This window comes from Xylanimonas protaetiae (genome assembly GCF_004135385.1).
GTDB lineage: Bacteria > Actinomycetota > Actinomycetes > Actinomycetales > Cellulomonadaceae > Xylanimonas > Xylanimonas protaetiae.
In genome coordinates, this window is record NZ_CP035493.1 from 3,790,004 (window position 1) to 3,812,636 (window position 22,633).

Annotated in this window: 17 protein-coding genes; 13 read left to right on the forward strand and 4 right to left on the reverse strand. The window is 69.6% G+C overall.

Going from position 1 to position 22,633, the window contains the following annotated elements:
- Window positions 1–54: 54 nt before the first annotated feature.
- The 3 genes from ET471_RS17530 (at window position 55) to ET471_RS17540 (ending at window position 6,462) form a co-directional block, all read left to right on the forward strand.
- Complete coding sequence (locus ET471_RS17530) at window positions 55–2,733, forward strand: DEAD/DEAH box helicase (protein WP_129190467.1); 2,679 nt, start codon at window positions 55–57, stop codon at window positions 2,731–2,733.
- Window positions 2,734–2,894: 161 nt separating this feature from the next.
- Window positions 2,895–5,246 (forward strand): Hsp70 family protein, encoded by a 2,352-nt coding sequence (locus ET471_RS17535; protein WP_129190469.1) that lies wholly within the window; start codon window positions 2,895–2,897, stop codon window positions 5,244–5,246.
- A 1-nt stretch (window position 5,247) separates the two neighbouring features.
- Window positions 5,248–6,462, forward strand: a complete 1,215-nt coding sequence (locus tag ET471_RS17540) for a UvrD-helicase domain-containing protein (RefSeq protein WP_129190471.1) — start codon at window positions 5,248–5,250, stop codon at window positions 6,460–6,462.
- A 653-nt stretch (window positions 6,463–7,115) separates the two neighbouring features.
- Here ET471_RS17540 and ET471_RS17545 read toward each other — a convergent pair.
- The 3 genes from ET471_RS17545 to ET471_RS17555 all read right to left on the reverse strand — a co-directional run bounded on the left by ET471_RS17545 (window position 7,116) and on the right by ET471_RS17555 (window position 9,279).
- Window positions 7,116–8,471, reverse strand: coding sequence for a hypothetical protein (locus tag ET471_RS17545; protein ID WP_129190473.1), 1,356 nt, complete (start codon window positions 8,469–8,471; stop codon window positions 7,116–7,118).
- The gene (locus tag ET471_RS17550) at window positions 8,468–8,809 is read right to left on the reverse strand and encodes a hypothetical protein (RefSeq protein ID WP_129190475.1); all 342 of its coding nucleotides are present in this window, start codon (window positions 8,807–8,809) and stop codon (window positions 8,468–8,470) included. The genes ET471_RS17545 and ET471_RS17550 overlap by 4 nt, the downstream gene beginning before the upstream one ends.
- A gap of 83 nt (window positions 8,810–8,892) precedes the next feature.
- Window positions 8,893–9,279, reverse strand: a complete 387-nt coding sequence (locus ET471_RS17555) for a hypothetical protein (RefSeq protein ID WP_129190477.1) — start codon at window positions 9,277–9,279, stop codon at window positions 8,893–8,895.
- Window positions 9,280–9,441: 162 nt separating this feature from the next.
- Here ET471_RS17555 and ET471_RS17560 point away from each other — a divergent pair, with 162 nt between their 5' ends.
- Window positions 9,442–9,768, forward strand: coding sequence for a hypothetical protein (locus ET471_RS17560; protein ID WP_129190479.1), 327 nt, complete (start codon window positions 9,442–9,444; stop codon window positions 9,766–9,768).
- Between the two features lie 7 nt (window positions 9,769–9,775).
- Here the strand turns inward: ET471_RS17560 and mobF are convergent, their stop codons facing one another.
- Window positions 9,776–13,300 (reverse strand): MobF family relaxase, encoded by a 3,525-nt coding sequence (gene mobF, locus ET471_RS17565; RefSeq protein WP_129190481.1) that lies wholly within the window; start codon window positions 13,298–13,300, stop codon window positions 9,776–9,778.
- A gap of 236 nt (window positions 13,301–13,536) precedes the next feature.
- On the opposite strand from mobF, the gene ET471_RS17570 reads away from it, so the two are divergent.
- The 9 genes from ET471_RS17570 (at window position 13,537) to ET471_RS17610 (ending at window position 22,619) form a co-directional block, all read left to right on the forward strand.
- Entirely contained in the window at window positions 13,537–14,124 is a 588-nt protein-coding gene (locus ET471_RS17570; RefSeq protein ID WP_129190483.1) for a hypothetical protein, read from the forward strand.
- A 931-nt stretch (window positions 14,125–15,055) separates the two neighbouring features.
- Complete coding sequence (locus tag ET471_RS17575) at window positions 15,056–16,387, forward strand: ISAs1 family transposase (protein WP_165350531.1); 1,332 nt, start codon at window positions 15,056–15,058, stop codon at window positions 16,385–16,387.
- Between the two features lie 99 nt (window positions 16,388–16,486).
- Window positions 16,487–16,915, forward strand: coding sequence for a hypothetical protein (locus ET471_RS17580; RefSeq protein WP_129190487.1), 429 nt, complete (start codon window positions 16,487–16,489; stop codon window positions 16,913–16,915).
- Window positions 16,900–17,862, forward strand: coding sequence for a hypothetical protein (locus ET471_RS17585; RefSeq protein WP_129190489.1), 963 nt, complete (start codon window positions 16,900–16,902; stop codon window positions 17,860–17,862). Before ET471_RS17580 ends, ET471_RS17585 begins: the two co-directional genes overlap by 16 nt.
- A 130-nt stretch (window positions 17,863–17,992) precedes the next feature.
- On the forward strand, window positions 17,993–18,562 hold the full coding sequence (locus ET471_RS17590; RefSeq protein WP_165350532.1) for an SAF domain-containing protein: 570 nt from the start codon (window positions 17,993–17,995) through the stop codon (window positions 18,560–18,562).
- Between the two features lie 7 nt (window positions 18,563–18,569).
- Window positions 18,570–19,337, forward strand: a complete 768-nt coding sequence (locus ET471_RS17595) for a CpaE/TadZ family protein (RefSeq protein ID WP_129190493.1) — start codon at window positions 18,570–18,572, stop codon at window positions 19,335–19,337.
- Window positions 19,338–19,468: 131 nt separating this feature from the next.
- Window positions 19,469–20,860, forward strand: a complete 1,392-nt coding sequence (locus ET471_RS17600; protein WP_242496349.1) for a TadA family conjugal transfer-associated ATPase — start codon at window positions 19,469–19,471, stop codon at window positions 20,858–20,860.
- Window positions 20,860–21,720: a type II secretion system F family protein gene (locus ET471_RS17605; RefSeq protein ID WP_129190497.1), complete on the forward strand. Its 861-nt coding sequence runs from the start codon at window positions 20,860–20,862 to the stop codon at window positions 21,718–21,720. Before ET471_RS17600 ends, ET471_RS17605 begins: the two co-directional genes overlap by 1 nt.
- Window positions 21,717–22,619 carry a type II secretion system F family protein gene (locus tag ET471_RS17610; protein ID WP_129190499.1) on the forward strand — a complete coding sequence of 301 codons (903 nt, stop codon included), beginning with the start codon at window positions 21,717–21,719 and terminating at the stop codon, window positions 22,617–22,619. The genes ET471_RS17605 and ET471_RS17610 overlap by 4 nt, the downstream gene beginning before the upstream one ends.
- Window positions 22,620–22,633: the final 14 nt, after the last annotated feature.

A 22,633-nucleotide genomic window follows, 5' to 3' on the forward strand; every position in this document is an offset into this window, starting at 1 on the left:
CGTCGGTTGCCGTGGCTAGTCTTCCCTCCGACCATCGCCAACCACGAGGGCAGGATGAACAAGGTCGAACGCGCCAGGCTGACCGCAACCATCGAACGCCTCAGCGGGTGGGTCACGGCCGCCACACGGATGCAGGCCGAGCGTGCCGACGTCGAGAAGGCCGGGAAGTCCGCCATCCACGTGCTGTGCCGCACCGTCGCGATTGCGCGTGGTGGGCGCCCCGCGTGGCAGGTGGTGCCGCTCGGCCCACAGGCCGCGATCGCCATCCGGCAACTCGCCGAGGCGAACCACCTGCCCGCCATGTCCGGCGCCGACGAGCGCGACCTCGCATCGTTGACAGCCTCGGTGCCGAAAGCCATCGAGGAGTCACGCAGCGTGCTCGGTGCACGTCGACTCTTCGCACGCCGAGAGCGGAAGGATGCCGGAGCCAACGCCGCCGAGTTCCTCACGGGCTACGAGGCGTGGGCGATCGGCCGCGGGCTCGACGCCACCATTGAGAATCTGCGCCCGACCTGGACCGGTGCCGCCACCCTCGGGGCGGCCGACGCGCTGTCCGACGTCGTCGGGCTACGCCCCCATCTCGAGAAGCTCGGCCGCCTCGACCTCATCGACGCGACGCCGGTCCATGAGCTCCCAGACGCGATCACCGCCCTCAACTCAGCCCTCAAGGGCGAGGAGGAGTTCCGCAAGGAGGCGACGCGAGCCGGCGACGCGGTGCGCCGCGCCGAAACGAACGAGGTGCTCGCCAAGATGCACGTCGACCGCCTCCGCGAGGCGACAGCAGAACGCCTGGTGACCAAGCCCCTCGTCGACGCCGGCATCACCACGGTCGGGGCGGTGAAGGACACCAGGAACCTCGAGTCGCTGCCCGGGATCGGTCCCGCGTCGGCCCGCCGCATCCGCGGCGCAGCCGTGACGATCGAGCAGACCACGTTCGACGAGATGCCCCCGCGCATCGACATCAAGCGAAAGACCGCGACCGCGACGATCCTCCTCAAGGCACTCGGCGCGTGGGACGCGGCCCGCTCACTACGCAACGCGACCTCCGACATCGAACGCGCCACCGAGCTTGTGGATCTCGCCGAGGCCGTCAGCAAGCAGACCACCCACCTGATCGTCGCCTCCGCGACCTCCCAGGACGCCGTCGAACTGCTCGTGGGCGTCAACGCCGTCGTGAAGCGTGGAATGGCCCTGTCCGGCGCGCGCCAGACAACCACCGCGCCGCCACGCGACCCATGGGAGGACTTCCTCTCCCGGCCCGCCGACTACTACGGCATGCTCGCCGAGTTGGGCTTCCTCACCGAGGACGAAGGCAAGGCGCACGGCGACCTGCCCGAGGAGATCGTCGAAGCCGTCCGTGCGCTCGCGCTCAACGCCGAGTACCTCACCGTCGGAACCCTGCGCGGCTACCAGAGCTTCGGTGCCCGGTTCGCGCTCGTCCAACGCAAAGTGATCATCGGCGACGAGATGGGCCTCGGAAAGACGGTCGAGGCCATCACGGTGCTCGCCCACCTGCGCGGCGCGCACGGGCTCAACCACTTCATCGTCGTGTGCCCCGCCGCCGTCGTCACCAACTGGATCCGCGAGATCCAGTCCAAGTCGAAGCTGCGCGCCCACCGCATCCACGGCAACGAACGCGAACGCGCTGCCCTGTCCTGGACCCGGTACGGCGGCGTCGCAGTCACGACCTTCGAGACCCTCAACTGGTTTCAGGACAACTACCCACTCACCCTCACCATCGGTGCCGTCATCGTCGACGAGGCCCACTACATCAAGAACCCCGACGCCCAGCGCTCCCGGAACACCGCCGCGCTGCTGCGCCGCAGCGAGCGCGCCGTCTTCCTCACCGGCACTCCACTCGAGAACCGGCTCGATGAGTTCGCGGCCCTGGTCAAGTACCTCCAGCCCCAGCTCCTCGTCTCGACCAACGGGCTGTCGCCACGCACCTTCAGAAAGCAGGTGGCGCCCGCGTACCTGCGCCGCAACCAGGAGGACGTGCTTCAGGAACTGCCCGAGCTGATCGAGGTCGACGAGGTAGTGCCAATGTCCTCGGCCGACACTGCCGCGTACCGGTCCGCCGTTCAGGCAGGCAACTTCATGGCAATGCGGCAGGCAGCCATGACGCAGGGCCCGAGCTCCGCCAAGCTCGAGCGACTCAAGGAGATCGTCGCCGAGGCCGAGGCCAACGGGCGCCGCGTCATCGTCTTCTCCCACTTCCGCGAAGTGCTCGACCAGGTTGCCCGCGCACTGCCCGGTGAGGTGTTCGGACCGCTCACGGGTTCCGTCGCCGCCGTCGCACGCCAACGCATGGTCGACGAGTTCTCCAAAGCCGGTCACGGCGCCGTCCTCGTCTCCCAGATCGTCGCAGGTGGCGTTGGACTCAACATCCAGGCCGCCTCAGTGATCGTCATCTGCGAGCCACAGCTCAAGCCGACGACCGAATGGCAGGCCATCGCCCGCGCCCACCGCATGGGACAGCTCGACACCGTGCAGGTTCACCGCCTGCTCTCCGAGGAAGGCGTCGACAAGCGCGTCACGGAGATCCTTGCCCGCAAATCGGCGCTGTTCGACGACTTCGCCCGCCACTCCGACACGGCACACAGCGCCGAGGAAGCGTTCGACATCACCGAGCGCGAACTCGCGCGCGAGGTTGTCGAGGCGGAGCGGGAGCGGCTGTTCGCCGGGGGACCTGGACCAGATGACGCCGGCGAGTCTGACGAGGCCGCTGCCTGACGGCTGCCTGCACCCCCGGGTCCTAAGGCGCGAACCACGAAATCACCCGCTCACGTGGGCTTTCGTGTCGTAGGCATCGGGTTTGATGACGGCAACAGGCTGGCCGTGCACCGCGGTGCTCGCCCCGAGAGCACACCGCATTACACGAGTAAGGATGCTGAGTGATCAACTGGACCGGACTCTTCGGGCCCACGCTGGAGAAGCCACGGAAGCGCGTCGTCGCGCTCGGGATCGACTTGGGGACGACCTACACGACCGTGACCCGAACTGAGTGGTCGGGGGTGCCCGGCGACACGCCCACGCTCGACGTCGTGCCCATCCGGCAGTGGACGACCGCGGGACTCGACTCAGTCCCGATCGTCCCGTCGGTCGTAGCGGTTACGAACAGTGGCTCCGTGGTCGTCGGACTCGAGGCCACGGAGAGCGCTCTGAACGGCGAGCTCAGCCCCATCCCCGGCAAGAACTACTTCGCGGCGACGAAGAACGAGATCGGGCTGCGTCGGCAGTACCCGCGCGCTCCCCACGGCCTTCAGAGCCCTGTCGACATCGCAGCCCACATCCTGAAGTTCGTGCTCGCAGGAGTGCGCGAGTCGTTCCCCGACGACGTGTGGGACCGTGTGGTTGTCACCGTGCCAGCCTCATTCCAGCTCGGCCAGAGGGCAGACACTGTCGAGGCTGCGACACGAGCCGGCCTTAGCGTCCTCCCGAATGACCTGCTCGACGAGCCGGTCGCCGCACTGCTCACCCGGATGGCGACCGCGCCGACCACACAAGGCACGCATCGCGTGGCCGTGGTCGACTTCGGTGGCGGCACTTGCGACGTCGCCCTGTTGGAACACACCCAACGCGCACACGGCGGAGTCGACCTGGAGTTTCGGGGAACCTCCCGCTACTGCCGTCTGGGCGGCTCGGACCTTGATCGGGCGATCGCCGTCGAGCACCTGCTGCCTCGCCTCGCGAAGGCCAACGGCGTCAACGCCTCGGACTGGGACTACGCCGGAAAGGCTGCCGTGCTCATCCCCTCGCTCGCGCCCGTCGCCGAGGACCTGAAGATCAAGCTCAGCGGCGCGATGCGGCGTCGCGTCCGTCTGGGACAGCCGTACAGCGACCTCGTCGTACACGGATCGAGTGACTTCGCCGTGACCCTTCGGGGCGCGACGTATCACCTCGACCACTCGCAGATCTCGCTGAGCACCGCCGAGTTCGATCGGATCCTCGGGCCGTACCTCGACGCCGAGCGCCTCAAGCCACGGTTCGGTGAGTACTTCGAGCAGGGATCCGTCTTCGCCCCGCTACTGGAGGTGCTTGAGAGGACCGGGTGGTCGTCGGAGAGTCTCGACGAACTCCTGCTCGCCGGCGGAAGCAGCGCACTCCCGCCCGTCGCCGACGCCCTGGCAAATCAGCTCGGGGTCAGCGTCAGTTACGTCATCGCTCCGGAACGCCAGGAGAGACAGACCGAAGTTGGGATCGGCGCCGGACTGCAGGCACTCGCCCTCGCCATCTCCGGCGCGCCCTTGGCTCGCGCTATGAGTGGCGAGCACCTGCAGATGCTGGCCGCCGACGGCAAGTGGCACGACCTGATCCCGGCCAACCAGCCGCTGCCGTTCCCCGAGGGTCCCGTTGACTATCTGTCCGGCTCCGTCTCTGGATCGATTACCAGCGCGGACGAAGGTCTGAAGGTGCAGCTTCGCAAAGGACCGCTCACTGTGTTCACCGAGGAAGTACCTCTCCCTGCGGGAACCTCGATCGGTGACGTCTTCACCGTCCGGACAACCATGGACACGAACCAGCTCGTCACGCTTGAGATTGAGTTCTCCAACCGCCACCGGCACACCTTCCAGATCGAGCGCCCGGGGACGTATGTGAGCAACCCGAACGTCATCCGGGAGAAGATCCTCGAACTGGAGGCGGTCGTTTCCGATCCAGACATCGAGCCCGACGATCTCTGGAAGGCCCGGTACGACCTGAGTGAGTTGTACACCCGAGTCGGGCACCACGACAAAGCGGTGGCAAGTGCCGAGTACGTCACGAAGAAGGCTGCGTCCGCTTCGCAGATCTTCGATGCCGGCTACGTCAAGGCCGCCGCGCTGACGGCCCGTGGCCAGTTCGATGATGCGGTCGCCACCTACGAGGCGGCGATCGACGACGGTGCGATCGGGCTTCGGTTCACGCTCGCATACATGCTCGAAGAGCGTGGTCGATACACGGAGGCCCTCAATCAGATCGAGCGATACCTGCCCGTGAACCCCGGCGGGGCCGCCCACGCGCTCCGGGGCCTGATCCTGAAAGGTCTCGGCCGGGACGACGATGCCGAGTCCGCCTTCCGCGTAGCACGGACGAACCTGGGCGATCCGGCCACGGCGACCTCGTTCGAGCGCTTCTGGCTGACGGTCGTCGCCAAGCAACTTGGTGACACGGCGCTGCTCACCAAGCTCAAGGCTTCCCGCTTGACCGCCCAGGACGTGGACGACACGCGCGGCGCACTGCCCGTACTGTCGCTCGGGGTGAAGTGAGATGCGCGTCGTCCCGATCGAGGACCTCACGGCTGCACAACAGGCCTTCGTCTTCCTCCCCGCCGACCGGCACGCGGTCGCTGTCGGCGCCCCCGGCTCCGGCAAGAGCCTCGTGTTGGTGCACCGCGCCAAGCACCTGATCGAGAACCTCGGCCTCGACCCGCAGCGCGTGCGCATCGTCACCTACACGAACATGCTCGAGCACTACATCGCGGCCGGCCTCAAAGAGGTCGGGCTACCCAGCGACATTGCCATCAGCTACGACGACCTGATGCGTCAGATCCACACCGCCGTGACCGGAAAGCCGTTCAAGTCCACCGCCAAGGGCGAGAATGACCGGTTCTTCGCGCTCCGGGATGCCGTGCACGACCTACTCAAATCCGAGCTCAGCGCGGGCCTATTCGAGGTCGACGGTCGGTTCGACGCGATTCTCGTCGACGAGACACAAGATCTGGCAGCGTCCGACGTCGGCACCTTGGCGATGCTCGCGAATCACGTCAGTGCGGTACTCGACGGTCGTCAACAGCTCTATAAGCGCGGCGCGTCGACCGCTGAGATTCTGCGGACTCTGGGGCTGCGCTGGGAGACGAGGACCCTCCTTGACACGTACCGCTGCTCCCGGGCCGTGATCACCATCGCGGCGTCCATCGCCAGAGATGACGACAAGGCGACCCTGCCTCACACGCGCGTCATTGCCTCGGAAGCCACCACCTCGATGCGGTATGTCGGAGCGACAATGGAGGACGAGTTCGAGCGGTTCACCGGAGCCCTGCGAACCCGTACGAGAGAAGGTAGGAGTTGTGCCGTGCTTCTTCCGGCCCGTCGCTATCTCTTCGGTGTAGCCGACGCCCTCCAGAAAGCAGGCTTTGCTGTGGAGGCCGACACGAAGGTCGACCTGACGACGAACGCAGTCAAGGTCATGACGTACCACTCCGCGAAAGGGCTCGCCTTCGACTCCGTGTTCCTGCCTCGGCTCCGCAACAACGCCTTTCGCGGGATCGAGAAGCACCACGACCGAAGGTCGCTGCTCTTCGTCGCGCTGACGCGAGCCACCACCTACTTGTACCTCGGCACGATCGCCGGCGACGAGATCCCGGAGTGGAAGGAACTTGCCGCCGTACCCGAGCCGTATCTCGCGGCGCCGGTGTCTACCCCGACACCAAGCGGACCCACCCCTGGTGGCGCCAGCGAGGAGGACCTCGACCGCGTCATCTGACGCAGTGCTTGTTCGGCCAGTGGAGTTCGTCCGTCCCGCGTAGGGGCGCGACCGACGACCGTCCGAGACCGTGGGGTGTGCGCCCAAGTGACCTGCGCACACCCTGTGCACCCCCACCGGTGCACACCCCGTGCACACCCCTGTGCACACCCCGCGGCAAGCGTCCGAAGCGTCCGCACGCGCCGGGTGACCTGCGCGAAGACCGCTCGGACGCTTCTCAGGTCGGACGGATGCAACCGTCCGCGGTGGGGACGTGTTCATCAAGGGATCGTTTGCTGAACACGGCTCCGAGGGAGGCGAGGATGCCACGAACGGCGCGTGTCACCGTCATCTACTCGTTCGACAACCTCCACCGTCCAGGAACACCCGGTCTGCTGGTCTCATGAACGGACGACAACGCCGTACCCCAATCGCGCCCGGTTGCCTGATCCGGGTCAGCACGGACGGGCAGAACACCCGCCGGAAGCACGTCGTGCTGGAGCCGATCTGCTCAACGCCGCCGTCATGTACGGCTCCGACACGCTGACGGCTTCTACACCGTCCTGCGTGAGGCATGCGGCTTCGACCTGATCCGCAGGACCGGTCCGCGCGAGCGAGCCCACCATGCGTCACCCAGTCGGCTGAGATGTGCGGGCGACGCCGGCGACCCGAGTTCAGACGGAGACCGCGGCGACTCCAGGTTCGGCGGTAGCCCGCACCGCACCGGAGGTCCGTGCTTGTACACCGCTGCCCGGCGTGCCCATCCAGATCGCTTCGGAAAGCACGCGACGCGACTCGATCAGCGCGTCATCCGGCTTCGCGGGCGCCACCTCGACCTGAAGGTCCCTGGCGACGTCGAGCAGCAGCGGGCACGTCTCCTCGGTGATCTCGCCGTACAGCGGAACAGCGCGGTGCACGCCGCCGTGGGGCATCACGTCCAGTCGCCGGCCGATCTCGACGCAGTAAACGAAACCCTCCGCCCCCTCGACGAGCCGCTTCCCGATCGCGGTGCGGACGACGTCGCCAGCCCGGAGCAGGCGGTCACGCTGCTCGTCGCTGATCTCCTTCGTCGCGTTCAGTGCGGCGGTCGCGACGGTCAGCTCCGCGACCGCGTGGCAGCCGCCCCCGACACGGCCGCCGATCCGCTCCTCGAACAGTTTGACCATCTCGGCGAGGACCAGTCCCCGCCCGAAGAGCACGAGCCCTGGCGAGTACTCGAGCGAGCCGACAAGGCGCCGGGTGTGGACCGTGGTCTGCCGCGTGAGCTCCAGGATCCGTGTCATCGCACGCGCGGACGGCATCTCGCGGCCGAGGTAGATCGCGGCGTTGCGCAGCGCGGCCAGTGCCCGCTCGCCGGGGTCGCGCTGGTCGGTCGGCCCTGGCCGCGCGGCGGGTCGCCACCCGAACCGGTCGACGGCGTAACCCTCGTAGGGTGCCTGCGCTCCCGCCCAGGCGGCGACGATCGCGGCGGAGTCGCGGTAGTCGCGCCGCTCGTCGTGAACGGGGCCGTCGGCGGGTACCCAGCCGGGGACCTGCCGGTACCGGTGGTCGAGGATGGCGATCGCCAGCGCGACGTCGGCGACGTCGCGCGCAAGGACGAGGCGGTGCCCGACGTCGAGCCGGTCGTCCATCCCGAGCGCGTCGCGCTCGGCGCCGACGACGGCGGCGACGGCCGCGCGCCGCCACGCTTCGAGGACCGGGATGCGCTGCCGGGTGCCGAGTTCGCCCGTCGACGGCCCTGCGAACTCGCCGTCCTCGCGCCTGACCGGGGCGGTGCGCGCTCCGAGCTGGCGCATCGGCCACCACGCCGGGGTCAGGAACTCCTCGGGTGCGGCGACGGTCGCGAGCCGGTGAACGTAGGTCCATACCGCGGTGCGGTAGCGCTGCGCGAGCGCCGCCCTTGCCTCAACCTTCTCCAGTGCCCTGGCCGGGTCCTTGTAGGCGGGCGTCAGCTGTGCGGTCACGCCCCGGATGCCGAGGAGGTCGACAAGGGCTGCGCGCAGGTCGGCGTTGACCTGTCCGTACGTCATCGCTGCTCGCCGTCCGCTGCGACGTCGTCGGTCCAGGCGACGTCGAGGATGTTGCGCGCGACGAAGTAGCGGGCGTCGTCGTCGCAGAGTTCGGCGAGGTGGGTCAGGCCGCCCCACGCGATCTGGAACGTGTCGGCCTTGGGCAGGAGCTCGAACGTGCGCCGTGCGGGTCGCGGGAGGTCGTCGCACAGGCCGTCGAGGATCCAGATGATGGCGTGGTAGTCAACGAGGCTGTCGAACGGGACCTGCTCGGCGAGGGCGAGGAGTGCGGAGCGGGTGACGTCGTAGGCGTCGTAGCGGGCCTCGTCGTCGTGCGGGCTCAGTACCGGGTCGCTCATGGTGTTCGTCCTCGCTCGTGGGCGCGACGACGTCGGACGGCGTCGTCGTCATCCGTAGGTGTGCTCCGCCGCACCGCGGTGAGTCAGCGGGTCGAGAGCCGGCGCACAAGCCAGGCGTCGACGCGCGCGGCGGCGGCGCGGCGGACGCGCCGCACGGCGCGGGCGACGGTGACGGCGGGCAGCCACAGAAGGAACGCGCCCATGAACTTGTAGGCGCTGATGGCGGCGGCGAGCGTCGCGAGGTACAGCCACCACGGACGGTCGGCGGTGTCGGGCGGGCCGATCGTCTGTAGCCACAGAAGCAGGCGCCAGTACGCGAACCACAGGACGCCGCACAGCGGCCAGCCGTAGCGGACATGGCCTGGGCGGTGCGCCCAACGGATGATCAGGTTGGACGGGTAGACGCTCTGCGCGAAGCGCACGTAGGCGAGGCCGATCCTCCAGAACAGCATCCAGGCGAGGGTGATCATCGTGTGCCTCCTCGGTCGGGCGACCTCGGGGTGCGGTCGCTTCGTCTCGAAGGTGCACCCTCTCGCGCTGCGGCGGTTGAACACGGGCTCCATCTGTGGACAACGCCGCCGCCGTGGCAGCCTGTGGACCACGGCGCCGACTGGTCGCGGGAGAATCGCGGCGTGATCAAGGTCGGCTACACGCGCAGCGTCGAGGAGAGGTACGAGGCCCTCGTCTTCCAGGACGACGCTTCCGGAGAGACGCTCGAGTTCCGCCGCGCGCTTGTCGTGACCGCGTGGGCGAGCAGCGGCGGCTCCTACGTGATCGTGCGCGACGGTGTCGTCCACGACGGCGGGCTCACCGGGTTCGCGCTCTCCGGCGTCGTGCTCAGGCTCGTTCTCGACGAGGAGGCCGCGGACGCCCTGGACCTCCCGACCGAGGTCGAGCTCCGACTCAGCGCGGCGGGCGCTGCGACCGTCGCCGAGCTACTGCCAGGGATCGTCGAGTAGTCCACGGTCATCCGACGGAGGGTTCGGCGGCCGCCTTCGGCCCGACCGGGGCTCGGTCGCCCTTTGCTCGCTGGGCGCTGGCTAGGGCCGCCAGGACTCTGTCGCGGTCGCGGGACTGCGCGACTGTGGCCGGCACCGTCGCGCCGACAGACCGTGTTGCGGGCACTGAGTAGCGATCGCGGTATGCGGCCTCAACTGCGATGGCGTGGCGCCACAGGTGACGGGCGTCCGCGCCGCTCGGCTCGTCGCCGATGTCTGCGAGCCACCGCGCCCTTGCGCGGATCGCGCCTTCGGCGAGGGCTGCGGCGCGCTGTTCGATGAGGTGGGCGCGCTCGTCAAGCGCGGCGCGGGTCTCGTCGTCGAAGTCCCCATGTGCTCGTGGAACGAGTCCGGCGATGAGGTCCGGCTCGTTCGCTCTTCTGCGGCCGGTCAGGTTCCACAGTCGCCAGGTGATGACGGCGGCGACGTCGTCGGCGTCCGCGAAGCCGCGGCCGGCGATCGCCCGGGGAACGGCGTCGTCGACGTTGACGCCTGCGGCGTCGAGCCGCCAGAGCTCGTTGCACAGCGCCCCGTACGCCTCGGAGGCGACGACCTCGTCGATGTTTGTGGTGCGCTCCCCCGCGGTGTCGAGCGCCGTGGAGATGACGCGGGGCCAGCGGTCGGCCTGGGCGAGCGTTGCGATGGTCTCGTACTCGGCGGCGAGCTGCGCGATGGACGCGTACCGGTACTGTTCGGCGGCGATGGTCTCGTGCGCGGAGAGCTCACCGCCCGTGTGGGCGAGTACGCCCGCCAGGATCGACTGTGCGGCGACGGTCCCGGTGACGGGGTGGGCGTGCAGGTCGTCGGGGCGGTCGAGGGCGACGTAGGCGGTGTTGGCGTCGCGTCCGCGGGTCATGGCGACGTAGAGGTTCTCGCGGGTCGCGCCGGGTGCGACGACGACGTGGCAGGTGTCGACGGTCATGCCCTGGGCGCGGTAGGCGGTCACGGCGTAGCCCAGGTCGAGGTGCTGGGCGACGTAGTCGGCGGGGAGGACGACGGAGGCGCCGTGCGTGTAGCCCTCGCGTCGGACCTCGACGTCGCCGTTGCGGTGGACGTCGACGACGCGCCAGCGGTCGCCGTTGCGGACGAACCCGCCGCGAGCCGTGCGGAGCGTGCGGTCGTTGCGGCGGGTGATGACGAGGTCGCCGACGGAGGCTGCGGCGTCGTCGGTGAGGGCGACCTCGCGGTCGGGCAGGGTGTCGCCGTCGAGGAGGCGCTCGGCTCGGGCGCGAGCGTTGAGCTCGCGGACGTGGTCGGCCGAGTCGGTGACCAGGAGGGTGCGGCGGCCGGCGCGGGTGTCGGCTCGCCAGGCGGCGTAGGCGGCGTCGACCATCTCGGTGCCGGTGCCCGCGCGGACGCGTCCTTGGGCGATGTACGTGTCGATGACCTCCACCTCGCCCGAGCGCAGGGCGAGGGAGGCGTCCTTCTCCCACTGGTTCGTGAAGCGGTGGACCTCGGTGAGTTGGGCGACGTCGCCGCGGCGCTCGTGGTGCAGGAGCGAGAACGCTCCCCCGGCGTCGACGGACTGAAGCTGGGCGTGATCACCGACGAGGAGCACCTTGGCGCCCGCCGCGGCTGCCAAGGCGGTGATGCGATCGAGCGTCAGGGTCGAGGCGAGCGTTGCCTCGTCGAGGATGACGAGTTGCCCGGCGTGGAACTCGGTTCGGCCGCGGTCGTGCTCGTGGAGCCACTTCGCCGTGTTGTCGCAGGCGATGTCGAGATCCTCGGCGAGCACCTTCGCGGCGGCTGCGGACGGCGCGAGCCCGACGACGGAGCCGGGGCCGTACTGGATCGTCCACGCGTGTCGGAGAGCGCTCATCGCCGTCGTCTTGCCTGCGCCGGCCGGGCCGATGAGCAGGTCGATCTGGCGGCCCGACGTCGAGACCATCTCCAACGCGTGACGCTGCTCCTCGGACAGGGGCGGGTCAACGGCCTCGCGATCCGCGGCCGCGAGCGCCTGAGCGACCAGGGTGGGTGCGGTGCGGTTCTCGCCACGGTCGATGAGGCGTTGTTCGGCGTCGAGGATCTCGTGGGACGACATCGTGAGGGTGTGCGCGGGTCGAAAGCGGCTGCTTCCGTCCTCGCGGCGGAACGCGGCGGGGGTCGTGGCGAGGTCGGGTGGCGTGAGACGGACGGATTGGGCCTCGGCCGATGCGACGACCGCGGCTACCAGTCGCTCGCGATCGGCGGGGGTGGCGAAGCGCCACCCCATGGTCTGGCGGGATGTCTCGGCCCAGAGGTTCCAGTGTCGCCAGGTGGAGCGCTTCTCCCCCACGGCCGCGACGACCCGAGCGCCCACCTCGGCGATCATGTCGGCGGGCACCCGGTCGAACGTCAGCGCAGGTGAGGTAACGGCCCCCGTCAACGCTCGTGCCCACGCGGTGGGGTCGCCGTTGAGGTGTTTCTCTGCTCGTCCTCGCCATCCCGCGCTGAGGTTGGCGAGCGAATGGATCTGCTTCTCGGGGCGGGTGTCGAGGGTCGCCCGAGCGCGCAGTCGGATGATCGTCACCGACGAAGGTCGCCGGCCGTGGGCGGCGACGTACTCGTCGACGAGTCGGTCGGTCTCGGCGTCGATGGCGCGCGAGCGTGACGAGAACTCGTCGATGAGCACCTCAGGCACCCCCGCGATCTCCCACGCAGTCGACCGGCTCCCGCCGCGGTCACGCTGCTCCCACCCGACATCGAACTCGGCTGTCATCCGGTCGGCGAGGACGGCGTTGTAGTACTCACTCAGGGCGACGGTCGCGGCGTGGATCGGCCGCCCGTCAAGGCTGCGCCACTGCCCGTCCTGAAGCGTCTTGACCTTGTTGGAGACGACGACGTGCGTGTGCAACTGCGGATCGTTGGTTCGGGAGTCGTAGTGATCGAACGCCGTGGCGGCGACACCCACGACGGCCTCCTGGTTGATCGAGTGCGAGCCCGTCCGTGTCGCCGCCACGTCGCGCTCGAACAGCGCGAGGACGTCCGCGACCGCAGCGTGATGCACCTCCACGATCCGCGCTTGAGTGTCGGCGTCGGCGACCGCCCAGAGCACCGACACGGACTTGCTCGCCGAGAACGTGAGGTCGTATCCCGCGACGGCGGCGCGGGTCCCCTTCCGCTGCTCCTCGGCGGTGATCGTCGCGACCGCGTCGGCACGCTCCCTCGCCGACAGCGACTCAGGCAGCTTGGCGGCGCGGGCTTCGATCCGGTCCGGCGGCGTGGAGAACTGCGGGTACGGCTTGCCGAGCGCAACGTCCGCGTTGGTCGGGTCGAGGCCGTGGCCGAGCAGCCGCACGAGGTGTTCGGGCGTCACGACGTCACCGGCGGTGATCTCACCGTTGCCGAACGCGGCAATGCCCAAGCCCATCCAGAACCCGGGCGGCGTGCCCTCATCGAGGTAGTAGCGCGTCAGGGGCGTGCCGAGCGACCGGTTGCCGTCGCCGGTCACGACGGAGCGCAACAGGTACTCGTACCCGTTGCCCGCGCTCATCACCCGCAGCGAGACGGTCACCGGCAGCACCCCCAAGGCGAGGTGTGCGGCCTCGCAGTCGCGATGGCACGCAGGCGCCAGCGCTGGCGGCCAGGCCAGGCTCGACGGGTGCCAGAGTGACAGGCTGCCGCGATCGCTGGTTGAGGAGTGTCGCCTGCTGCGTCGTATGGTCGGGCGGGCTCGATCGAACGCGCCCGAGCGGCAAAGCAGGAAGGGAGACGACGTTGACCGAGGAATGGCCACCGCCAGGACACTTCATGACGTATCACATGGAGGTCAAACTCGACGGCGTGATGCCGTACTCCCTCGAAGTCACAGTGCCCCCGCGGGAGAACGACATCGCGTCGTTTCGGCTCGATCGGCTCGGAGGACTGAGCCCTGCCGATCGTCGGTATCGCGCCACCCTGTTCGAGGCCATCGGAGCCATCACCGTAGCGAGTGGCCACGCGGAGGCCGCCATGAAGCGCGTCCTGATCTCGCTCCGAGGCGGCACGAGCCAGTTCCGCGACGTCGACAAGAACTGGACGGAACTCGTCAAGAACTTGAGGCGACTCGATGCCAGCCAAGACCAACGTGCCACGAGAGTTCACGAGGTTCTCACCTGGGCTGAGACGAACGGCATCAAGGAGAAGCGGGACGCAGCCGTGCACAGCTACTGGTGGGCATTCGCCGACCTCCCGGTTATGCGCTCACGCTTCGAACGATCCGGTGAGTCGAGCGCACAGATCGGTGACATGGAGAGTCTCATGGCGCATGGGGATCTCATCTTCGAGTTCGCGCGCCGACTTGATGATTTGGTCGTGAGCGACTGGCCTCAAGCGCGCCTGCCCCACTCTGAGGCTTGACGCCGACACAACCCAGGCGTGCGGCACGCGTTCCCGTCCAGGATCCCAATGACGCCGACCGGGTCGAGGGCACCCTCCAAAGTGAAGTCGACGCGTACCAGGAACACGTCGCCGATGATCACCACCCCCGCGAAGCGTAGTCGCCGGAAGGCAACAGGCGGTCAGGGTTACTCACAGGGGACGACACACGTGGGAGTTATCCACAACTTCGGTCGATCGCGACCGCGGTTCGCACTCCCTGTGCGATGTTCACCGTGACCGGCTGAGCAAGAGGTGTGGCGGCTCTGATGGGGCAGTCGTACGTGGCGGGTCGAGGGCGCGGCCAAGGGCGGCGCTCGAGGTGCCCAAGGGGGTGGTGGACGTGACGACGGTGGCAGCGACAGGCGCGGTGGGACGGCGCTCGGTCATGGAGCAGCGGAGGGCGCGGTCGACGACCGCGGGGAGCGTAGACCGCTCGGCGGACGCGGGACACCTGGTACGTGACAGGGCGGCCGCGGCGCCGACAGGATCGTGGCCCGTGAAGCCCAACGTTTGCGGACGGAGCGTCGTAGTGGCACAACTGGTGAAGGTCTCTTTGAACCGTCACACCGGAAACGACGGTGACGTCACCCGTGACGGGCAATCACGGAATCGCACAGATAGGCGCGGAGGTATGCGTGGCGGTCGTGTAGTTGCAGCTCTTGCCGCGGCCGTCCTGACGGCGGCCGCGATGGCCGCCTGCGACTCCCCGACACCGGACCCGACGCTATCTCCGACGGTCACGGAACCGTTGACCCCCAGGGCGGTTGCATAGTTGATCACCCGGCTGGGGGCTTGCGGTGTGGGGTGGTCGGGCGGTAGGCGGGCGGGGCATGGGTAGGGCGCGACGCCTGTGACCTGCGAGGATGGGAGTTCTCTACGCTGCCATCGATGCTGGAAAGGCGCCGCGCCCGTGTCTGTAGTCTCTCCTGTTCTTGCCGTGCTCGACCAGTCGTCCGTGACCGGGCGTGTCCTGGGCGGGCAGGTCGAGGGACTGCTGGACGTCTTCGCCGGGGTACCGGACCCCCGCAGGCGGCGTGGGGTGCGGTTTCGTCTGCCCGTCGTCCTCGGGCTGGCGTTGCTGGCCGTGGCGTGCGGCGCGATCGGGTTCGCCGAGATCGCCGAGGTCGCCGCCGACCTCGGCCCCGAGCTGACGGCGGCGTTCGGGATCGTGCGCTGCGCTCCGTCCGCGGCGACGTTCCGGCGGGTGCTGTGCAGCATCGACCCCGCCGCCCTGGACGAGGCGCTGTGCCGCTGGGCCGGGACCCGCACCCCACCCGCCACCACCACCGGGCCCGCCACCGAGGCCGTCACTGGGCCCGTCCGCGCCGCCGGCGCCGTCCCCGCTGCTGCCGGGCCCGCCGCCGGGCCTGACGCCGAGGGGGTCCCCTCGGCGCCGGGTGGTCGGGGGCGTGTGGTGCGGGTCATCAGCGCCGACGGGAAGACGATGAGGGGCGCGCGCCGTCGCACGGGCGAGGGAAGGATCGCCCAGGACCAGGTCGTGGAGGTCCTCGACCACGCCAGCGGCGCCGTCCTGGCCTGCGAACCCGTGCCCGACGGGGACGAGATCGGCGCCGTGCGCGCCGTGATGGCCAGGCTCACCGACCGGTGGGGATCGCTGGCCGGGGTCGCGTTCGTCGCCGACGCGAAACACACACAGCACAAGCTCGCCCGCCAGATCGGCGCCGCCGGCGGGTGGTGGCTGCTGCCCGTCAAGGCGAACCAACCATCCATCCTGGCCAAGGTCGCCGCTCTGCCCTGGACGCAGGTCCCCGCCCAGGACACCCGCCGGGACAAGGCCCACGGGCGCGCCGAGACCCGCACCGTGCGCGTCGTGCAAGCACCCAGGCACATCGACCTCGCCCTGGCCGACACCGCCCAGGTCGTCAAGATCGCCCGACACACCCGCCGCCCCCACCCCGGCAAACCCACCGCATGGACCAGGGAGAACGCCTACCTGCTCACCAGCCTCCCTGCAGAGATCGCCGACCCCGCCACCCTCGCCGCGATGGTCCGTTCGCACTGGCTCATCGAGAACCAGGTCCACTGGGTCCGCGACCACGCCTACAACGAGGACCGCCACACCGCCCGCTCCGGCAACGGACCCATCAACCTCGCCTGCCTGCGCAACACCGCGATCACCCGACACCGCGCCCACGGAGCCGACAACATCGCCCAAGCACTACGCGCCAGCGCCCGCCACGCCCGACGCGCACTCGACGCCCTCACCCAACATCAACTTTGAAACCGCCCTGCGTTGACCCCGTCTCCCACGCTGTCGGAGTCACCCTCCCCGACGCCGACGTCGGACCAGGATGTTGCCGCCGCGAAGGCCGAGCAGACCATGCGCGACTACGTGGCGCTGAGCGATGAGCTCCGCTCGGACGCGAACGTGCCGCTGGACCGGCTCGACACCGTTGCGACGAGCATCGAACTCGACGCCCAGACTCGGTTCCTCACGGACTGGCGCTCGAAGGAGTGGAAGCTCACCGGCGCGACGCGCATCGTCGAGCTGGACCTCGTCGATGTCTCGCTCGACAACGCGGACCCTGCCGCCGGCCACGTCCCCACTGTGACGTTCGAACTCTGCTACGACGTCAGCGACGGCGACGTCGTCGGTCCTGACGGGACCTCGGTGGTGCAACCGAACCGCCCCACGCGGGGGTGGACGCGGTACCTCGTGTCGAACTACGCGTGGACCACGGATCCGACCGGGTCCTGGCGGGTTGCATCTAGCGAGACTCTTGAGCGTGAGCCATGCGACGCGCCTTGACCCTCCTGGGGCTCATCGCGTTCCTCGCGCTCGCCGTGAGCATTGGCTCCGCCCAAGCGGCGGCCCCCGAGTGCCGCACGGTCGACACCTGGACGGGCTTGTGCGTGATCAAGGCCGTCGCGCCGGGGTCGGAGGCGACCACTGCGCCCATCGCGGACGACGGCCCGAAGGACACTGGCACGAGTTCGCCGTGCTTCTTCGACCCGTCGAGGGACGGCTACACGGACGTCCCGGCAGGCCCTGTCCCCTGCTCGAGTGATCTCGGCGCGTGGTCGAACACGCTGCAGTGCTACGTGCGGGTGTTGGACCCCCAGCCTGATGCCGGTGACCCGGCGTGGGCGGGTCATGGCCCTGATGACGGTGGGGCGGTCTACGGGTGCTTTCAGCCGCTGCCGATCGACGTTGACGTCTACCTGTGGTTGCTGAACCCTCCGGTCCCGGCGGCGGCCGGCCCCACGCCGCGTGCGGTGGCGGAGATGGCGATCGAGCAGATGGATCTCCAGGCGATCGAGATCGGCATCGTCCCGGAACCCCGGCCGGGGTACGTAGGGATCGTCGGGCAGCCGGTGTGGATGTGGGCGGCGAACCCGTCCGCGTCGACGGTCGGCCCAATCACGAGGTCGGCGTCGGCGGGCGGGATCACCGTCACGGCGACGGCGACGATCCATCGCATCACTTGGTCGATGGGTGACGGTTCGACCGTCACCTGTACCGGTGCGGGTACCCCCTTCACCGATGACCGCGCGGGCACACCGTCGCCCGACTGCGGGTATGTCTACAACACCTCGAGCGCGAACCAGCCCGGGGAGAAGTTCACGGTGACCGCGTCGTCGGACTGGGTCATCGAGTGGGCAGGTGCAGGCCAGACCGGCACGATCCGCGTCGACGACCTCGAACGGTCCGCGCAGATCGCTGTGGGCGAGGCGCAAGTGCTCGTGACGTCGTAGGAGTCACGAGCAAGAGGGAAGGACGGACGTCATGTCCGAGACCACCACTCGCAAGCACACGTCGAACGCTGGTTCGACTCCCCCAACTGAACGTTCGGCTCCACCGCCAGGGATGCGGCGTCGTCCCGCGATGACGATCATCGCGCTGACGCTGCTGGCCGTCGGCGCGGTCATCGGCTGGACTTTGTGGACGCGTGAGGACTCGACCATCGAGGTGCTCGCGGCCCGGCAGTCGATCGAGCGTGGACAGGTGATCACGTCCGACGACGTCGCCATCTCCCGGATCCCGGACGACCTCGGCTGGTCCGTGGTCCCGGCCGCGCGGCTCGGTGACGTCGTCGGGCAGCGCGCCGCCGCCGACGTCGCCTCGGGCACCCCAATCTCGCCGGACGCGGTGACCGACTCGCCCGTTCCTGCCGACGGGTTCTCCATCGTCGGGGTCGAGTTGGAGGCAAAGCAGGCGCCGGGCATGCCGCTCCAGGTCGGCGACCGTGTCACCGTCGTCGTGACGCCGGCGGCTGCGACGAACACGGTGACGACACCGGACTCGACGTCGGCAGAGGTGGCCGGGGTGACGGTTGCGCCGGAGACGGGGAACACGGTCGTGGATCTGCTGGTGCCGCAGGCGCAGTCGGCGTTGCTCGCCTCGCGGGTTGCGACGGGCAACTTCGCGATCGTGCTCGAGTCGAGGGACCGGTGACGTCGTCATGGCGGTGATCGCGTTGTGTTCCGTGTCCGGGTCGCCGGGAGTGACGACGACGGCGGTGGCCCTCGCCTGGAACTGGACCCGCCCGGTGACGCTTGTCGAGGCCGACCCGGTGGGCGGGTCCGCGATGCTCGCCGGCGTGTTCAAGGGCGTGCGCGAGTACCGTGCCGGGCTCGTCGAACTCGCCCTGTCCCCGCTCGATCCCGGCGATGCGTTGCAGGAGGTCGGCGACCCGGTCGAGGGCACCCCGGTCACGTTCGTGGCCGGGCCGCGCTCGCCCGCGCAGGTGCCGAGCCTGGAACCGGTGTGGGGGCGCCTGGCCGACGCGCTCGACGATCTCGACAAGGCGGGCCAGGACGTCATCGTCGACGCCGGCCGTCTCGGGATGCGCGGCTCCCCCGAACCGCTGCTCGCCCTGGCGGACCTGACCTTGATCGTCACCCGCGCGAACCTCGTCGCGCTCGCCGCGGTGCGCCCGTGGGCTGCGTCGCTGGCCGAGCGGGCGCTCGCGTGGCGTGATGCCGGGTTGCTCGTCGTCGGCCCCGGCCAGCCGTACTCGGTCAAGGACGTCGCCACGACGCTCGGCCTCCCCGTGGTGGCCACGATCGCCGACGACGCCGACGCGGCAGCCGTCTACCACCGCGGCGAGCCCGCGGCCCGCCGCTGGGGATCGGGGCCGTACCGGCGGTCCGTGCGGGCCGCCGTCGACGCCATCGGCAGTCGTATCGCGCGGGGGCGCGCCGAACTGCTGGAAGGGGTCACCCCATGAACTACGCACCGCGCCCCAGGCCCGATGACGATGAGGGCGAGGAGCGCCCGCTGTCTTCGGTCCCACTGTTCTCGACGCCGCCACCCGACCGGCCGGCTGAGCCGCGACGCCTCCCGACACCGAACGACCCCTTGCCCGAGCCGTCGATCCCAACTCTGCCGGGCCAGTGTTCGGATGACGTCGAGGTCGACTGGAAGGTGGTCGGGGTGCTGCGCCAGCGGGCGTCCGAGCAGATCGCCGCCGCGACCCGTGCCGACGACGTGGCCTCGGATCGGGCGACGCAGCGGCAGCGTGGGCTGGCGATCGTCGTCGACCTGGTCGGTGCGGCGAACGCGGACCGCGTCGACGCCGGGTTGGCGGCGTGGTCGGCCGGGGAGCAGGCGGCACTCGTCAAGGCGGTCATGGATCAGCTCTTCGGGCTGGGCAGGCTGCAGCCGCTCGTCGACCGGGACGACATCGAGAACATCGAGATCGACGGGTGCGACAACGTGCGCCTCCAACGGCTCGACGGGTCCTACGAGAACGGCCCCTCGGTGGCGACCTCGAACGAGGAGCTGATCGACCTGCTCCAGATGCTCGCCTCACACGGTGACAGCAACGCGCGCGCGTTCTCCCCCGCACAACCCAACCTGGACCTGACCCTCCCGGGTGGGGCGCGCCTGTCGGCGGCGGCGTGGGTCTCGACCCGCCCGCAGATCAACATCCGCCTGCACCGCCTCGTCACAGTCAGCCTTGAAGACCTGGTCGAGGCCGGTGAGATCACCGAGAACATGGCCTCGTTCCTGCGCGCCGTGATCGGGGCGCGGCTCAACGTCGTCATCACGGGTGCGCAGGGTGCGGGCAAGACGACGCTGGCGCGGGCGATGTGCGCGGAGATCCCGTACTCCGAGGCGATCGGCACGTTCGAGACCGAGTACGAGCTGATGCTCCACACCATGCCCGGCCAGCACGCCATGGTCCGCCACTACGAGGCCCGCCCCGGCACCGGGGAGATCGGCCCGGACGGACGTCCCGCTGGCGAGTACGGGCTCGCGCAGCTGCTCTACAACTCGTTCCGGCAGAACCTCTCGCGGCAGATCGTCGGTGAGGTCCGCGGCGCCGAGGTCTGGACGATGGTCAAGACGATGGAGTCCGGGACGGGGTCGATCTCGACGACGCACGCCGCAAGTGCCGAGGCGGCGATCTCGAAGCTGGTGACCTGCGCGATGGAGGCCGGCGTCTCTCCGCAGCTGGCGACGGCGAAGCTGGCGCAGACGATCGATCTGATCGTGCACATCGACCTCGACACCCCCACCACCCGGGCGGTCGGCTCCCCACGCCCGCGCCGCCGGGTCACCGAGGTCCTCGCGGTCACCCCTGGTGAGGACGCCAAGGGGTACGCGACCGAGCACGTCTACCTCGCCAACCCGGACGACAACGGCCCGGCCCGCCCGAAGGTGCTCCCTCACGAGTACCGGCGCCTGACCCGGTTCGGGTTCGACCTCGACGGGTTCCTGCGCGACCAGGACGGGAGGGTGGCCTGATGCCGCTCGACCTGTTCGGGTACATGGTCGCCGGGGCTCTCGTCGTCGGCGGGCTCGGCATGGCGGTCGTGTTCATCGTCGCCAAGGACGACGACGCCGCGGAGCGCCCGGCCCGGCCGTCGGCGCTGTCAGCACGGTTCAAGCGGGTGACCCCGCGGGCGTGGCTGCGCGTCGCGGCCGGGCTCGTCGCCGGCGTCGTCGTCTGGCAGGTCACGGGCCTGGTCGTGTTGCTGCTCGCGGTGCCACTCGGCGTCGTCGGGCTGCCGTGGCTGCTGTCCGGGCAGGGGCCGAAGCACAATATCGAGCGGCTCGAAGCGATGGCGGACTGGACGCGGTCGCTGGCCGGGATCCTGCACGTCGGCGTCGGGCTCGAAGAAGCCCTTGCCTCCTCGATCCGCTCCACGCCGACAGCGATCCAGCCTGAGGTGGCCCGGCTCGTGGCCCGGCTGCGCGCCCGCTGGAACACGCAGGACGCGATCCGCGCGTTCGCCGACGACCTCGACGACCCGACCGGTGACCTCATCGCGATGAACCTCATCCTGGCCTCCCAGCGCCGCGGCCGCGGCCTGTCCGACGTGCTCGAGTCCCTGGCCGCGACAGTCGGTGACGACGTCCGCAACCGCCGCCAGATCGAGGCGGACCGGGCCAAGCCACGCTCGACGGCACGGTGGGTCACCCTCATCACGATCACCGTCCTGGCCGGCCTCGCCCTGTCCGGCACGTACGTGGACCCGTACCGCACCCCGCTCGGCCAGGTCATCCTCACCGTGCTGCTCGGCGCCTTCGTCCTGTGCCTGCTGTGGTTCAAGCGCATCGCCGCCGGCACGCCGACACCCCGAATCCTGGGGAGCCGGCGATGAGCACCGGACTGCTGCTCTCGATGCTGGCCGGCGGGTGCGTCGGCCTGGGGGTGGCCCTGCTCCTCGGACGCCTGCTCCCCGCGCACGTCGACCTCGGCGACGCCCTCACGCGGCTGACACCATCTCGCCGCACCACCACGGTCACGGACACGCGCGCCGCCGATGCGACCGAGCGGGTCGGGCAATGGGCGATGGCGGCCCTCCCGACCGGGTTCTGGTTGCACACCCCGCACCGTGAGCTCGCGCTCCTGCGCAAACCGCTGAGCCGGTTCTACGGGGAGAAGCTCACGTTCGCCGCCGTCGGCCTCGCCGGCCCGATCGCGATCACCGCGCTCTACTCGGCCCTCGGGTGGCACCTGCCCTTCGTCCTGCCCGCCGTCGCCTCGCTCGGGCTCGCGGGAGTGTTGTTCTTCATCCCGAACTACAACGCCGTCGCCGAGGCCAAGCGGGCGCGCGTCGAGTTCCGTCGGGCGCTCGGCGCGTACATCGAGCTCGTCGCCCTCGAACGCACCAACGGATCCGGCGTGCGCCAATCCATGGAAGCCGCCGCCCGCCTCGGCACCACCCCCGTCTTCGAGCACCTCGATCAGGAACTCGCCCGCGCGAACCTGTCGGGCGTCGCACCCTGGTCCGCGCTGCGCGACCTCGGCGACGAGCTCGACCTGCCCGAACTGCACGACTTCGCCGACATCATGCGCCTGTCCGGCGAGCAGGGCGCCGCCGTCTACGGGCAACTGCGTTCCCGCGCGGACCTGATGCGCAACGCACTCCTGGGTGAGGAACTCGCCCAGGCCAACACCGACTCGGAACGCCTGTCCATCCCCGGGTCGATCACCGGCATCGTCTTCATGGCGTTGCTCCTCGCACCCGCACTCCTGCGGCTGTTCACGCACACCTGAGCAAGGACCAGGAA